Source organism: Shewanella sp. GD04112 (assembly GCF_029835735.1).
In the GTDB taxonomy this organism is placed as follows: domain Bacteria; phylum Pseudomonadota; class Gammaproteobacteria; order Enterobacterales; family Shewanellaceae; genus Shewanella.
The window spans coordinates 1,920,648-1,935,959 of record NZ_JAOEAL010000001.1 but is presented as its reverse complement, the minus strand read 5'-3'; the positions used below and the strand labels follow the sequence as shown (position 1 = coordinate 1,935,959).

Below are 15,312 nucleotides of genomic sequence, written 5' to 3'. Positions count from 1 at the left end.
TTTAACACACTCAATATTAAGAAAAATCTTCTAAATAAGTGTAACCTTTTAGGCCCACTTGCAGTTCTTCTAAAATCTGGGCGCGTTCTTCTTCAGCAATGTGCTGATTCACTAACTCTTCGTAAGTACGCATAAAGTCAACGGCATCTAAGTTAACATAGCGCAGTACGTCAGCAACTGTATCACCGGCAAGGACCGACTCAATGTTGGTCATACCGTTCTCTTCGATGCTCACCACCGCAGAGTTGGTATCACCAAACAGGTTGTGCATATCACCTAAAATCTCTTGATAGGCACCAACCATAAAGAAGCCCATCAGATAAGGGCTTTCAGCGCTCCAAGCCGGAACGGGCAGCGTGGTTTCAATTCCTTGGCCATCTACGTATTGGTCAACAATACCGTCAGAGTCACAGGTGATGTCCAGCATCACTGCGCGGCGCTCTGGCGCTTTGTCTAAACCAGACAGTGGCAGCACAGGGAACACCTGATCGATACCCCAAGCATCCGGTAACGATTGGAATAAAGAGAAGTTAACGAAGAACTTATCGGCTAACTTTTCGTTTAACTCATCGATAATCGGTCTGTGGTAACGGTTTTTAGTGCTTAACAAACCTTGAACTTCGTGACATACACGCAGGTTCGCCTGCTCAGCCCACGCACGTTCCGCCAAGCTTAATTGACCTAAAGCAAATAGCGATTGCGCTTCTTGCAGGTCACTTTGGCTATCGTGATAAATCTCAATCAGTGCACGTTGATCAGCGCGGCCGCTGATCTCGGTCCAAGATTGCCACATGTTGTGCAGCAGCTGTGGCGACTCTTCCGCTGGCGGCTGGATTTCTTCTACCTGATAGGCTTCAGTACCAATAACATCGGTGATCAACACGGCATGGTGCGCCGTTAAGTGACGGCCAGATTCTGAAATAATACGTGGCATAGGTTGCTCGTATTCATTACAGATATCGGTAAGCACGTTCACGATGTTGTTCGCGTATTCGCTTAAGCCATAGTTCATTGAGTTGTTACTTTGGCTACGAGTGCCGTCGTAATCCACCGCTAAACCACCGCCAACGTCGAAGCAGTTAATGCTGGCGCCTAACTCACGTAATTCACAGTAGAAACGCGCCGCTTCGCTCACACCTTGACGAATATCGCGGATGTTGGCGATTTGCGAACCTAAGTGGAAATGCAATAACTGCAGCGAATCCAACATGTCGTTTTCTTTTAACTGATCTACCACAGTTAAAATCTGCGCCGCAGATAAACCGAACTTAGACTTTTCGCCACCGCTGGCTTGCCACTTGCCTTTACCTTGGAATGCCAGGCGCGCACGTAGACCTAAGCGAGGTTTTACCCCTAAACGCTTAGACTCGGCCAACACCATCTTCAGCTCAGACAGTTTTTCTAAAACGATGTAGACCTTATGGCCTAACTTTTCACCAATTAAGGCTAAACGAATGTATTCGTTATCTTTGTAACCGTTACACACGATCACTGAACTGGCTTTTTGCGCCATGGCTAATACAGCCATTAATTCTGGCTTACTGCCGGCTTCTAGGCCTAATTGTGGAACTTCTTTTGATGCTTGGCTCGCAAGGATCTCTTCTACCACAGTTTTTTGTTGGTTTACTTTAATGGGGTAAACCAGCAAATAGTCCGCCTGATACTCATATTTTTGTATCGCTTGGTCGAATGCTTGGCACAAACTGTTCACTCTGTGGTGCAGAATTTGCGGGAAACGAACTAATACAGGTAAAGCGACCCCTGCTTTAACCATGTCTTTTGCTAGCTCATTTAAGCCAATCTTGTGATCAGGATTCTTAGGATCCGGCGACACAGTCACCTCACCTTGGTCGCTGATCCCATAAAACCCTTGGCTCCAGTGGGTAACGTTGTACCCAGCACGAGCAGCATCAATAGACCAATCATTCATTTTTATTTAGCCCGTCTATAAAAAAATGGGTTAAACGGCCACGGCATTCTTGCGCGACCGCCCGTTCGACAAACCCAGGTAAAACATATGTTTACCTGACATACAATTAGGATGAATTCACCCTGTTTAATGCAGCAAAATCAACCCAGCAGAGGTGACATTGATGCGTTTTTCCTTAACGCAGCCGGGGTAAACCCCATATTCTTATTACACTGGCGATGGTAGGAGATTGCGTTCATTTCACCTTTTATCGCCAAGGTTTCTCACCAATGGTATTAACCTTAGCGCGCTTTGAGGTTAAAAAACACCCAAAACCCTAACGTTAGGCGTTGCATCACAGCCGAAGACCCCAAATTCATTAAAAAGAGGGCCAAGCATGTCTACAACAACAGGTAACACTAAAGGAACAACATTACATATTAAGCGGCCAGGCAAGACCGAGCGCACCTAATAACAGGCAAGATTATTGTAACAGGGGACTGTTGGCTTCTTCGCGGCCAGAATTGATACGGATTAACGTGAGATGTTTAAGGCTGGTATCGTCATAGGGCACAACGATTGAGCGCTGACATTGTGATGCTTTTAGGCAAAGAGCAAAAAATGGATGCTTGTGCATTAGCTAAACAATTCCTCTTAACCCCATGTAACCATTATAAATTGTACGTTACACGGTTAATGACCTGTGAACCATAAAACCATTACAACTCACGTAATATTTGTCATGTCTGTAACGAGCGAAGTCGTTAAACGGCGCAATTAAACCGCGCAATGTCACAGAATGCAAGCAAGAATCTCATTTAATATTTTTCATTAAAATATAACAAACACCCCATTAACAGGGATGGCATCCCCATGCAGGGTTAATTTCGATAAATTAATAACTTAGTGAATAATCCTACTTTTAATACGTTCAATATTTTTTAATAGCCTTGCAGAATAAATGGCTAACAATCGCAGCGTCGGCATGATTTTTAACGCTCACTAAGCCATTAATCCTAAAGTGCGAACCTAAAAGCCGAACTGGAAGCTGCCGTTTACGGATAAAGCGGTTATAATCACCGCCGAATGACATCTATAGATAGAGAGCTACATGGTACAGATAGGAAAAACCTGCAAACTTGAGGTGGTAAAACAAGTCAGCTTCGGTGTGTATTTAAATGCCCACGAATTTGGCCAAGTGTTACTGCCCAACAAAGCCACCCCAAAAGATTGCCAAGTCGGTGACTGGCTAGAGGTCTTTTTATATCTGGACTCTGAAGATATCGTCATTGCCACTACGCGCAGACCACTTGCGCAAGTCGGTGAGTTTGCCTATCTAAAAGCCGTGGCAACGGGTCCTTACGGGGCATTTTTAGACTGGGGATTAGATAAAGATCTGCTACTGCCCTTTGGTGAGCAGCATAAACCCATCGAAGAGGGTCGCTCTTACCTCGTTTACGTGCATGTTAACCGCGCGGATGAACGTATTGTCGCCTCATCAAAAATTGATAAGTTCCTCGATAAAACTCCAGCTCAGTACGAAGTGGGTCAACAGGTTGACTTATATATCGGTGGCACTACAGATTTAGGCTACAAAGCCATTATTAACCATGCCCACTGGGGCGTGATTTACCAAAATGAAGTGTTCCAAAAGCTGCGTTTTGGCCAAAGAGTGAAAGGTTTTATCAAACAAGTGCGCCGCGATGGCAAAATCGATTTGGTCTTGCAGCAAGGCAGTAAGCAAGAGCTCGATAAGCACGCACACATTATCTTAGTGAAACTTAAGCAAGCGGGTGGATTCTTACCGCTGACCGATAAAACCGATGCCGAAGTGATTTACGAGCAACTCGGCATGAGCAAAAAAGCCTTCAAGAAGAGCATCGGCGGCCTGTTTAAAGCGGGCAAGTTAAGCATCGATGATGATGGCTTACGTCTGACTGAAGCAGACTGATTGGGCAGAATAGTCAACCGAATACGGGACTTAGCACTCTCTTGCCCCCATGTTCGTGCTTTATTTGTACAAATAGTTTGCCTTAAACCTCAGTTTACCGACAAGCGCTAGGATATTAAGCATGGCTCTGTTATAACAAAGCCATGCTTTTTTCTTTGGAGCTTATATGGAACTCACGTTACACGAAGCCAGAGTTATCGGTTGTCTACTTGAAAAAGAAGTCACCACCCCAGAGCAATACCCTCTTTCGCTCAATGCCCTGACCCTCGCCTGTAATCAAAAAACCAGCCGCGATCCCGTATTGGACTTAAGCGAAGCGCAGGTTCAAGACGCCCTCGATTCATTGAATAAAAAGCGACTTATCAGCGAGCAATCCGGCTTTGGTAGCCGAGTCGTCAAATACAAGCACAGATTCTGCAACACCGAATTTAGCGAGTTACAACTTTCCAGCGCGGCGCTAGCTATTGTGTGCTTGCTGCTGCTTCGCGGCCCACAAACGCCGGGCGAGTTGCGAACCCGCAGCAACAGGCTGCATGACTTTAAAGATGTGCTCGAAGTGGAAGCCTGCATTAAGCAATTGATGGAGCGAGATAAACCCGTGCTAGCCCAACTGCCACGGGAACCAGGTAAGCGTGAATGCCGTTACACTGAGTTATTCTCCCAAGGTGCTGAGCAGGTCAGCGCCGCGTCATTCACCAGTGCCACAAATGCAGATGCCCAGCCGCTAAATGAGCAGGATAGACAACAACTGGAAGCGAGAGTTACGCAGCTTGAAGAGCAAGTAGCTGAACTTAAAGATAAGTTAGACTCGCTTATCGCTTCTTTATCCTAACCGCACTGCGGACGACTTTCGCGCATGGTCGCTCTTAATGATGACTAACGTGAAAGTTTGTCCGCCCACTCACTGACGAGACAGCGAATGACACCAAACGCTCCCAGTACATTCAACAACATGCTTTTGATCGCTGGCTTTGAATGTCGCAAATTTCTATTTAACCTTCGCGGGATTATCGCCCTGATCGCCTTTGCATTAGTGTGGGGCATGCTGTTGCTCTACCCCATCCAAGGCGCTTCGACCCTATTAATGCAGCCCAATATCAAAGATCTGATCGACGGTCTCTTAGGCAGCCAAGCACTCAATGTGCTGTTTGACTGGCCCGTGGCGGAAATGGCTATCTTCTGGTGCTTTGCGCTGTATCTGTTTCCCATGTTCAGTATTTTGATTGCCGCCGATCAGTTCTCCTCAGACAAATCCCGCGGCACATTGCGCTTCTATACCCTAAGAACCAGCAAAGACAGCCTACTCTTCGGCCGCTTTTTGGGGCAAATATTGATCCAAGGTCTACTGATCTTATTGACTATCCTCGCCACCATAGCGCTGGCACTCACTCGCGATATCGGCTTGTTATTACCCGCATTAACGTCGGGTGCCTTGGTCGGCATCAACTTGCTTATCGTGATTTTACCCTTTACCGCGGTCATGACCCTATTGTCCCTCTATGCCAACACGGCAAGACAGGCCATGGTGCTCGCCACCATCTTGTGGACTGTAGTCTCGATTGCACTATTGATTTTGGGTAATCAATCCAGCTTATTTGAAGGCTTACAATGGATATTGCCTGGCGCTCAACTGTCGAACATGGTCAACACCAATGGACTCCAGAGCTTTGCCTACGCACCAATCCCCCTATTACAAACCGCATTCGCCCTCTTCCTTGGCCGCGTTTATATCCAAAGGAGTCAACTATGATCCTCATTCAATGCCAAGGACTGTCCAAACACTATGGCAGTAAAAAAGCGCTCAATAACGTTAACTTAACCCTCGAATCGGGAGCGCCCATCGCCTTGGTTGGCCCTAACGGTGCAGGTAAAACCACGCTATTTAGCCTACTTTGTGGTTACCTCACCCCAAGCGCGGGCACGGTGCGTATTCTGGGAGAAGCGCCAAATAGTCCAGCATTATTAGGGCAAATTGCCGCCCTGCCACAGGATGCAACGCTCGATCCCAATTTGACCATTATCAGCCAGTTAAGCTTCTTTGCGCGTCTTCAAGGAATGGATAGCAAGCAGGCAAATCAAGAAGCCCTGCGAGTGCTGAATTTAGTGGACTTAGCCGAGGTGGCGCAGCAAAAGCCACCGAGCCTGAGCCATGGGATGAGTAAACGTGTGGCGATTGCCCAAGCCTTAATCGGCTCGCCTAAACTGGTATTACTCGATGAGCCAACCGCAGGACTCGATCCCGCCAATGCAAAGAAAATCCGTGAACTCGTCAGAACGCTCTCACCCACAACCACTTTTGTGATCAGCTCACACAACTTGGACGAACTCGAGAAGCTCTGTGACCAAGTGCTGTATCTAGATAAAGGTGAGCTGGGCCAATCGATTTCGATGCGCTCATCCAATAGCGGCAGTGATTATCTCACCCTCACCATGGAAAGCTGCGACAGTGAAGCGCTCATCCAAGCCGTCGGTCAAATAGCCGGTGTAGTGAATATCACCTCAAAACAAGCCCATGTATTTGTTATCCAATTGGATGACACGGCAAATCGCCATTATGAGTTTGAAACCGCCCTAGTCGCCCTGTTTAAGCAGCAGCATTGGCAATATAAGATGCTGCTGAAAGGGCGCACGTTGGAAGAAACGTTATTTTCTTAACTCCGCGATAAGTCCAGCCATTATTCCTACACTTAACTCCACCTCTAACAGCGCCCGCAAGGGCGCTTAGCTAAAAACATTTTATATTTAACCTCCAGAATTTGCGTCTGCCTTATATTTCCGGTGTTTTTCAAGATAGTTGTCACTCTTTGTTTAAATATTAAGCTGCATTTATTACGCCTTCTTCTGGTGCCTTATCTGGGTTGAGTGTTACAGCGCCAACCGCTTCACAATTTCTGATCTCTGTAGACCAACGCATCGGTTTTCTTTCCTTCGCCGCCTCAAGCACTTTCTTGCGCTTCGCTAAAATAGCGCCATCTTGCAGTGCATGACGTTGCCCTGGTGAGACAAAATTTAGCTGGCTGTGTTTATGCTCATCGTTGTACCAGGTTACAAACTTTTCCACCCATTCTCTTGCTGTTGCTAAGCAGCTAAAACCTGATGCCGGCCACTGTGGGCGGTATTTCAACGTTTTAAATAACGACTCTGAAAAGGGGTTGTCATTACTCACCCGCGGCCGACTTAATGATGCCGTAATACCAAGCTCTTCCAGCTTGGCTTTCATGGTCAGTGACTTCATCGGCGCCCCATTATCAGAATGCAGCACTAATGGCGTGTTAAAGCATTGCTCGCGTAACAGACAGCGTTGGATTAGCGCAGCGGCATATTCCCCACTTTCTTGCTCATGAACTTCGTAACCCACTATTTTTCTACTGTAAATATCTTCAAACAGGTACAAATAGTAGAACTGGCCTTTGACGATTGAGGCTAAATAAGTGATGTCCCATGACCACACTTGATTCGGCCCATCTGCCCGATAACTCAACGGTTTGCTTCGATTGACCGCAGCCTGAGTGCGGCCACGATGGTTAAGTTGACCATGAGCATTTAACACTCTGTAGAAGCTGGATTCCGAGGCGATATAAATCCCGTTATCTAATAATGTTGGCACAATTTGCGACGGGGGTAAGCTGGCGTACTCCGCTTGATTGCACACACTTAATATCTGTTGTCGCTCATGTTCTTCGAGTTTATTTGCTGGCTCTGGTCGAGCTGCTGTTGGCCTTAAATCAGCTTGCACTTGACCTTCTCGATACCAACGTCGATAGGTACGCTTACTGAGGCCCGTTTCAGCACAAGCCTTATAAAGGCGAGCACCATTGGTATAGGCCTCTTGGATTAAGGCAATCAATGCTATGCGCTCAGGCAAGGGGGTTAGCTCTCCTCGCTGTCGTCCCCCCAGAGCGCATTGAGCTTTTTTCTGAGCACCAGTAACGCAGCAGCTTCAGCCAGCGCTTTCTCCTTATAGCGCAATTCCCGTTGCAGCGATTTGATTTCGGCTTTGTCAGCCTTAGCCTGCTGTTTAATGGTTTTAGTTTGTACTTCTGAGGTTTGAAAACCAGCTAAACAATCCTGTTTCCACTGCTGTACTTGCTCGCGGAACAAGCCCTTTTCACGGCAATACTGGTTTATCTCCGCTTCCGACAGCGGCGCTGTTTCAATAATCACGGCAAGTTTTGCTTCAGCCGACCAATCATCGGCTGTTAATGTTTTACCTGGCACGGGGCGACCTTCTTTTCTGGCAATATCTCGCCAATGATACAAGGTTTGCACCGCGATGCCTTCTTCCCGAGCGACCTCTGCGACCGTTAAGTTGTGAGGAGGTAATAATTTTTTAAGGATCGCTTCTTTACGTTCTGGTGAATACCGAGCCATATCGTTCTCTTTTGCCGCACCCTGTCTTTAAACATAATGATTATTTAGGGGTGACAACAATCCTGACACAGGGGGTTTCCATTCCATTAAAAATAAACCCAAAGCCTCAATAAGGTTTGTACTTAAATCATTTAGCAAAATTTATAAGTTATGCTAGGTTATTTTGAGCAATCTGTATTTTTCGCCTTTAAACTGACACAAGATCTATGTTCAGCTGCTATCGATATAATTGGAATATTTCAATCATTAAGGAAACTAATGGCTACTAGAGAAAGCATGAAACAATGGATTGTAGAATATCTTAATTCCTCTGGAGGACGAGGCTCACCTCGTGATGTATCGAAGTATGTCTGGGAGAAATACGAATCTGAGCTAAAATCCTCTGGAGATCTGCTGTACACTTGGCAATATGATATCCGTTGGGCCGCTCAAAAGTTAAGGAATGAGGGTGTTCTGAAATCAGTTAATGGACGACGTGATTTACCTTGGGAGCTAAGCTAAATATAAAACCTTGTTAACTCAAGTAGGCGTCATCACAGCAAGTGAAAAGATTACCGCATAAGGAGCAATACACAGTGAAGTGGGCATTTATTGACTATGAAAACGTCGGTAATTTAGAAAAAATCGACCTTTCTATATACCAAAAAATAATCATATTCCTTGGAGCAAAGCAACCCAAGATAGATTTTGGTGAAAAAAAGTATGACAAGCCACTTGAAATCATCGTTATTCAACTGAAAGCAACCCAGTCAAATAATCTAGACTTTCATCTATCATATTATCTCGGATGTTATGAGAGCACTGCGAGTGAAAACGTAACCTTCGACATCATTTCAAACGATAATGGTTTTGCTCCACTTATCGCACATATAAAATCAAATGGACGTATCTGTAAGCATATTAAGCTTGCAACAGTAGAAAATATCAGCGCAAAATTACTGCATAGTTTAACTTCGAAGCCAAAAGAGAAACGCCCGAAAAAAGTTGACTCCTTACGTAACCATATCGCTTCTCATATGGGGATTAAAGGTAATCAAATCGCAATCCAAGGCTACTTAAATAAATTGATTAATGACAAAGTGATTTCAGTGTCTGGAGATAAGGTAAGTTATCATCGCTAACCAATAAAGCAGCAGTTAAGCCGCTTTGGTAAACCTAGGCTTTCAATCTGATCCCGAGCTTGTTATAACTCCCCTTTCCTGCTCTTTCGCTGAATTCAGAGGTTTCAATGAACAAAGCACAACTTATCCAACGTATCGCCACTTCGCTTGAACAGTCCCAGGCCAGCACTAAACCTGTTGTCGAACAGATCCTACAACAGATCCATATCGCCTTAAGCGAAGGTGAAAAAGTCTTCCTGCCACAATTTGGCACCTTCGAATTACGTTATCATTTACCTAAATTGGGTCGAAACCCGCAAACTGGCGAGACGATTGAGATTGCAGGCTTTAACCAGCCAAGCTTTAAGGCCGCGACAGCACTTAAACAAGCGATAAATGAGTAGTATTGCGGATGTGTAAAATTGCCTCGTGAAAACCACGGGGCTTTTTTATGGGACAAGGTAACGACATCACTTTGGCAATAAGCCTTAGCGTTCAAACGCAGCCTACACGAGCTCAGTTTGATGCTATCAAGCTCAGAGTGGAGAAATAAAGTGGAGAAATAAGTAGGTTATAAGGCAGGACTAATGCCTGTAACAAAAGTGGCAAGCGCGAAACTGTGCCTCAAGAGAAGAAGATAGAAACGGCCCTTTAAACCAAACCCAAAAATCAGAGCCGTAGATGCAAAAAATCCCCGACTAATGTCGAGGCTTATTTACTATTCACTAAGAATAATGGTACCCGAGGCCAGACTTGAACTGGCACGCTGTTACCAGCGAGGGATTTTAAATCCCTTGTGTCTACCGATTCCACCACTCGGGCAAACTTTGAATATCGCAAGCACTGCTATTGATATTGTTAACTCTTTGCTTCGCTCTTCTACTTATATTTCAATGTATAGGTAACGAAGTTTAACGCTTCAGCTCGCTTTGAGCTGTCACCATTATAATAATGGTACCCGAGGCCAGACTTGAACTGGCACGCTGTTACCAGCGAGGGATTTTAAATCCCTTGTGTCTACCGATTCCACCACTCGGGCAAACTCTTTATATTAACGACGGGAATCGTGTCATTAATATCTTAATTATGGAGGCGCGACCCGGAGTCGAACCGAGATCGACGGATTTGCAATCCGCAGCATAGCCATTCTGCCATCGCGCCATCTTTCCAATCCTTTTAGATTGGAGCGACATATCGGGTTCGAACCGATGACCTATACCTTGGCAAGGTATCGCTCTACCAACTGAGCTAATGTCGCATCATGTAGAGTTAAGATTTTGTTTTCACTTCGTCTCTCGTCTACGGGGAGGCATTCTACCTATTTACCATGCAGTGTCAACCGCTGTTTTATCGATAACTTACTGCTTGCGCACTAAATAATCTCTTTGATCTTTTATTGTGCTATTCGGCCGTTAAATCTTTCCAAGCGGCTAAAATGTAGCTCATCATTGACCAGAAGGTTAACACGGCAGCGATATATAACAGCACAAATGCCGCGGTGATCATTAATGGGTTGTATTGCCAGATCAGGCCAATAATCGCCACCATCTGCGCCGCCGTTTTATATTTGCCGATCCAAGAAACCGCAACCGTCCCGCGCTTACCTAATTCAGCCATCCATTCACGCAGGGCTGAAATCACAATTTCGCGACCAATCATAAACAGTGCCGGCAGCGTTAACCAAATATCGGCATATTGCTCCACCAGCAACACCAGCGCGGTGATCACCATCAGTTTATCGGCAACGGGATCGAGAAAAGCTCCAAAACGCGTGAGTTGCTTGAGTTTACGGGCGGCATAGCCATCCAAAGCATCGGTAATGGCGGCAAGCCAAAACACAAAAGCAGCAACGAAGGGAGTCCAACTGTAAGGCAGATAGAAGAGCACCACAAAGATGGGCAGTAAAAAAAGCCTAAAAAGGGTTAATGCTATGGGTAAGTTAAGCGGCATGATCGAACCAGTTAGTCAAAAGCAGCGCCAATCTTGCCTTAAATTTATCACCCTCGCAATGCATCATGAATGGTTTGTGCCATTTCTATGCTAATACCAGGCACTTTCGCTAACTCGGCCACACTCGCGCCCTTCACTTCCTGTAAACCACCAAGATGTTGCAATAATGCCTTGCGCCGCTTAGGACCAATGCCCGGAATGGATTCGAGCGTCGAGGTGTTACGGGTTTTCTGGCGACGATTGCGATGGCCAGTAATAGCAAAGCGGTGAGACTCATCGCGAATATGTTGAATAAGGTGCAGTGCTGGCGAGTCATCTTCAAGAGAAAAGCTCGTTTCTGTATCGCCAAAGATTAAGGTTTCAAGCCCGGGTTTACGGCTCTCCCCCTTTGCCACCCCAATCAGTTGCGGCGCTTTATCTAAATTGACGAATTTCTCATCCACTATTTGCTGGGCGATACGCAGCTGGCCCAAGCCACCGTCGATAAATAAGATGTCAGGAATTTTGCCACTGGCCTCGATTTTATCAAATCGGCGACTAATGGCTTGTTTCATCGCGGCATAATCATCGCCGGGCGTAATGCCTTCGATATTGTAACGGCGGTATTCGGCTTTATGGGGCCCCTCGCGGTTAAACACCACGCAGGAGGCTACCGTGCTCTCCCCCATGGTATGGCTGATATCGAAACACTCCATCCGCTGAATGGGCGCATTAAGCTCGAGGATCTCCTCCAGCAAGACAAAACGTTGTTCAACGGTGTTTTTATGGGACAGACGCGTCATCACCGCATTGGTGGCATTGGTCAGCGCGAGGCGTAAAAAGCTTGCCCTGTCGGCGCGCACATTGGTTTTGATGCTGAACTTTTTATTTAACGCCTCAGAGACGGCCGCCTCTAGCTCATGCAATTCTTCAAAGTGATGGCTTATCACCACTTCCTTAGGAATGGTGCGTTGAATATCGGCATTTAAATAAAACTGTAAGAGGAAGGAACGTAAGACTTCTTCGATATCCGTTTGCGCGGGCACCGTTGGATAATAGCTGCGGCTACCAAAAATTTTACCTTCGCGGATAAATAACAGGTGAAAACAAGCGATGCCCGAGGCGTAATGCACGCCGATAACATCCATATCCCCGGTATTGCCCGAGACTTCTTGCTGCTCGGCCACGCGGCGCAGCGCCATAATTTGATCGCGAAAGCGCGCGGCTTGCTCATAGGCTTGCTGCTCGGCGGCCTCTTCCATCTTAGCCACGAGCTCACTGATAACTTGCTTATCTTTTCCCTTTAGGAACAAACTGGCGAGTTTAACCTGCTCATCATACTCCGCATTACTGACCTTACCGACGCAAGGCGCGCTGCAACGGGATAACTGGTATTGCAGGCAGGGACGAGTGCGGGATTTATAATAGAGATCATCACACTGGCGAATAGGAAACAGCTTTTGCATCAAGTGCAAACTTTCGCGCACCGCGCCGCCATTGGGATAAGGCCCAAAGTAATAGCCCTTCTCCCGCTGCGGCCCGCGATGGTATGCAAGGCGTGGATGCTCGTGTTGACTCAAGAAAATATAGGGGTATGACTTATCGTCCCGCAGTAACACATTGTATTTGGGCATGTACTGCTTGATATAGTCATTTTCAAGCAGCAGCGCATCGGTCTCGCTGTGGGTCAGCGTCACATCGATATGATGGATATGGGACACCAGCGCCTGGGTTTTCACATTCCCAAGGTTTTTACGGAAATAGGAGGATAAGCGCTTCTTAAGATCTTTGGCTTTACCCACATAGATGACGTCACCTTTGACGTCATACATGCGATAAACCCCAGCAGAGGATGAAACCGTGCGTAAAAAACTCTGGGCGTTAAAACCTGTCGACATCGTTATACACCCACTCTTTTACTCACCGTCTTCAACACAATTTGATAAATCGTCTTCACACTCACAGCTAACACTTAATTAATGCTAGAACCATTAACACAAACGGCCATTAGAAATGGCCAGCATCTAACATTTTATAGCGGATCGCTAAACGGGTCAGCTCCACATCGCCACTGATCCCAAGCTTGGCAAACAAGCGATAACGGTAACTGTTAACGGTTTTTGGGCTTAAGTTGAGTTGCTCCGAAATATCATTGACCTTTTCACCATTGGTGATCATCAACATAATTTGCAGCTCACGTTCGGACAAGGCTTTAAACGGATTCTCATCGGCAGGGTTGAATTGGCTCAATGCCATTTGTTGGGCAATTTCTGGGGATAGATAGCGCTGCCCACGGGAAACCTGACGTATCGCTTGCAATACTTCGGGAGGAGTTGCCCCTTTGGTTAAATAACCAGACGCGCCCGCCTGCATCACTTTACTGGGGAAAGGATCTTCAGTATGCACAGTTAATACAATAATCTTGGCATGGGGCTGATAACGTAAAATCTTACGTGTGGCTTCGAGCCCGCCCATCCCAGGCATATTCATGTCCATTAAGATGACATCGGCTTCATTTTGTCTCGCCCACTGTACCGCGGTCTCGCCATCTGGCGCTTCTCCCACGACTTTGATCCCACGTTCATCTTCTAAGATGCGGCGGATCCCAGTTCTTACAAGCTCATGGTCGTCAACTAAATATATCGATATCAACTTTTATCCACCTTTAACCAATGTCGACTAACACAGTGTAGTCAAATCAGAATACCGCAACCGGAATATAGGTTATCAGGGTAATTTAGCCCAACAATGGTATTTCGCAAAGCATAAAATGAATATTGTTAACTAGATGATATTTAAAGGAACAACGGACTCATTAACCCAGTTTAAATTCTGCACTTAAGGCGCTACTGGTTTCGGCATTCACGGCAAATAACCAAGAGTGTGCTCAATGCCGCAAGTTTTAAACACAATAGAATGGCAGACTAAAATGTAAAAGACCGAGAATAGTTTAGCGGTCTTTGGATTGCATTTGACGGAGGAGCTGCGCTTAGCATGAGGAACCCTAGGGTTCAACTTACCAAATTGCAAAAACAAAAAAGCCATCATTGCTGATGGCTTTTCCGTAGAATATGGCGGAGGAGCAGGGATTTGAACCCTGGGTGGGCTATAAACCCACGCCGGTTTTCAAGACCGGTGCATTAAACCACTCTGCCACCCCTCCGAACGAGCGAAATAATAGCTATCTCCCCTCAGGTTGTAAACCTAAATTTATTATTAATTGAATTGATTGGCGATTTGATATGCAGTCGTCGATAAAACCATCGAATAACGTCTAATCTTCACCCAAAAGTCCCTGTATTCACACTTAAGGTGGCACTTATGGCTACTTAGGCGCAAACACGCTGCGCTCAATACACACGCCCCTTTTAACTCGCCCCCCATTAAAGTAGCCACTTTATATAGCCGAAATCGGCATCTAATAAAAAGTCGCGCGAATCAAAGCGCTATATGCATTTGAAAGCCAATTGGCGATACGGATGCCTGCACTTATAAGTAGTTAAGAAGGTGGGAAGAAACCCTCAAGGTAAATACGAGTTTGCTTAAGCAAACGGGCGTTAACCTTAGCAAATAGGTATTCGTATCGCCCAAGCGACTCCGCGTGCACCTATCTGCCAAACAACACTGAGTTGGTAGGGCTGGCGCTGCTCAAATGACTCTCAAATGCAGTAAATAAGCTGACAAGCTTCGTATGCAGAACCTAGGTTCGAATTCTGTAAACAAAAAACCATCATCGCTGATGATATTTCGTGGAATATGGCAGAGGAGCTGCACTTAGACTGAGGAACCCAAGGATTCAACTTCCTAAATTGCAGAAACAATAAAGCCATCATTGCTGATGGCATTTCGTAGTATATAGCGGAGGAGCTGCGCTAAGAATGAGGAACCCAAGGGTTCAACTTCCTAAATTGCAAAACAAAAAAGCCATCATTGCTGATGGCTTTTCCGTAAAATATGGCGGAGGAGCAGGGATTTGAACCCTGGGTGGGCTATAAACCCACGCCGGTTTTCAAGACCGGTGCATTAAACCACTCTGCCACCCCTCCGAATGG

13 protein-coding genes and 6 tRNA genes are annotated in these 15,312 nt (G+C 46.0%); 7 read left to right on the top strand and 12 right to left on the bottom strand.

What is annotated here, in order from left to right; genetic code table 11:
* Window positions 1–16: 16 nt before the first annotated feature.
* Window positions 17–1,930, bottom strand: a complete 1,914-nt coding sequence (speA, locus tag N7386_RS08690; RefSeq protein ID WP_086904683.1) for a biosynthetic arginine decarboxylase — start codon at window positions 1,928–1,930, stop codon at window positions 17–19.
* Between the two features lie 463 nt (window positions 1,931–2,393).
* Window positions 2,394–2,546, bottom strand: a complete 153-nt coding sequence (locus tag N7386_RS08685) for a hypothetical protein (protein WP_011071981.1) — start codon at window positions 2,544–2,546, stop codon at window positions 2,394–2,396.
* 474 nt (window positions 2,547–3,020) lie between these two features.
* Between N7386_RS08685 and N7386_RS08680 the strand changes: the two genes are divergently transcribed.
* From N7386_RS08680 to N7386_RS08665, 4 genes are all read left to right on the top strand, one after another.
* Window positions 3,021–3,860, top strand: coding sequence for a S1-like domain-containing RNA-binding protein (locus N7386_RS08680; RefSeq protein ID WP_086904872.1), 840 nt, complete (start codon window positions 3,021–3,023; stop codon window positions 3,858–3,860).
* A gap of 166 nt (window positions 3,861–4,026) precedes the next feature.
* Window positions 4,027–4,692 carry a DUF480 domain-containing protein gene (locus N7386_RS08675; RefSeq protein ID WP_086904873.1) on the top strand — a complete coding sequence of 222 codons (666 nt, stop codon included), beginning with the start codon at window positions 4,027–4,029 and terminating at the stop codon, window positions 4,690–4,692.
* Window positions 4,693–4,779: 87 nt separating this feature from the next.
* The gene (locus N7386_RS08670) at window positions 4,780–5,610 is read left to right on the top strand and encodes an ABC transporter permease subunit (RefSeq protein WP_086904874.1); all 831 of its coding nucleotides are present in this window, start codon (window positions 4,780–4,782) and stop codon (window positions 5,608–5,610) included.
* On the top strand, window positions 5,607–6,515 hold the full coding sequence (locus N7386_RS08665; protein WP_126512963.1) for an ABC transporter ATP-binding protein: 909 nt from the start codon (window positions 5,607–5,609) through the stop codon (window positions 6,513–6,515). The genes N7386_RS08670 and N7386_RS08665 overlap by 4 nt, the downstream gene beginning before the upstream one ends.
* A 160-nt stretch (window positions 6,516–6,675) precedes the next feature.
* On the opposite strand, the gene N7386_RS08660 is transcribed toward N7386_RS08665, so the two are convergent.
* A protein-coding gene (locus tag N7386_RS08660; protein WP_086937296.1) for an IS3-like element ISSpu6 family transposase occupies window positions 6,676–8,231 on the bottom strand; the annotation gives its coding sequence in 2 pieces (ribosomal slippage) (window positions 6,676–7,769 and window positions 7,769–8,231; 1,557 coding nt in all).
* A 258-nt stretch (window positions 8,232–8,489) separates the two neighbouring features.
* Here N7386_RS08660 and N7386_RS08655 point away from each other — a divergent pair.
* From N7386_RS08655 to N7386_RS08645, 3 genes are all read left to right on the top strand, one after another.
* Window positions 8,490–8,732 carry a hypothetical protein gene (locus N7386_RS08655; protein WP_086904878.1) on the top strand — a complete coding sequence of 81 codons (243 nt, stop codon included), beginning with the start codon at window positions 8,490–8,492 and terminating at the stop codon, window positions 8,730–8,732.
* A gap of 74 nt (window positions 8,733–8,806) precedes the next feature.
* Window positions 8,807–9,352, top strand: coding sequence for a PIN domain-containing protein (locus N7386_RS08650; protein ID WP_086904876.1), 546 nt, complete (start codon window positions 8,807–8,809; stop codon window positions 9,350–9,352).
* A 107-nt stretch (window positions 9,353–9,459) separates the two neighbouring features.
* A complete protein-coding gene (locus N7386_RS08645; RefSeq protein ID WP_086904877.1) occupies window positions 9,460–9,735 on the top strand; it encodes an HU family DNA-binding protein in 276 nt (91 codons plus the stop codon).
* 331 nt (window positions 9,736–10,066) lie between these two features.
* Here N7386_RS08645 and N7386_RS08640 read toward each other — a convergent pair.
* The 9 genes from N7386_RS08640 to N7386_RS08600 all read right to left on the bottom strand — a co-directional run bounded on the left by N7386_RS08640 (window position 10,067) and on the right by N7386_RS08600 (window position 15,306).
* Window positions 10,067–10,153: transfer RNA gene (locus N7386_RS08640), tRNA-Leu, on the bottom strand.
* Between the two features lie 130 nt (window positions 10,154–10,283).
* Window positions 10,284–10,370, bottom strand: a tRNA-Leu gene (locus tag N7386_RS08635).
* 48 nt (window positions 10,371–10,418) lie between these two features.
* Window positions 10,419–10,492 (bottom strand) — tRNA-Cys (locus N7386_RS08630).
* A gap of 21 nt (window positions 10,493–10,513) precedes the next feature.
* A tRNA-Gly gene (locus tag N7386_RS08625) sits at window positions 10,514–10,589 on the bottom strand.
* Between the two features lie 143 nt (window positions 10,590–10,732).
* On the bottom strand, window positions 10,733–11,281 hold the full coding sequence (gene pgsA / locus N7386_RS08620; protein ID WP_126512962.1) for a CDP-diacylglycerol--glycerol-3-phosphate 3-phosphatidyltransferase: 549 nt from the start codon (window positions 11,279–11,281) through the stop codon (window positions 10,733–10,735).
* 47 nt (window positions 11,282–11,328) lie between these two features.
* Entirely contained in the window at window positions 11,329–13,158 is a 1,830-nt protein-coding gene (gene uvrC / locus N7386_RS08615; protein ID WP_126512961.1) for an excinuclease ABC subunit UvrC, read from the bottom strand.
* A 109-nt stretch (window positions 13,159–13,267) separates the two neighbouring features.
* A complete protein-coding gene (gene uvrY / locus N7386_RS08610; RefSeq protein WP_011622328.1) occupies window positions 13,268–13,912 on the bottom strand; it encodes a UvrY/SirA/GacA family response regulator transcription factor in 645 nt (214 codons plus the stop codon).
* A 420-nt stretch (window positions 13,913–14,332) separates the two neighbouring features.
* Window positions 14,333–14,423 (bottom strand) — tRNA-Ser (locus N7386_RS08605).
* A gap of 792 nt (window positions 14,424–15,215) precedes the next feature.
* Window positions 15,216–15,306: transfer RNA gene (locus N7386_RS08600), tRNA-Ser, on the bottom strand.
* Window positions 15,307–15,312 lie beyond the last annotated feature (6 nt).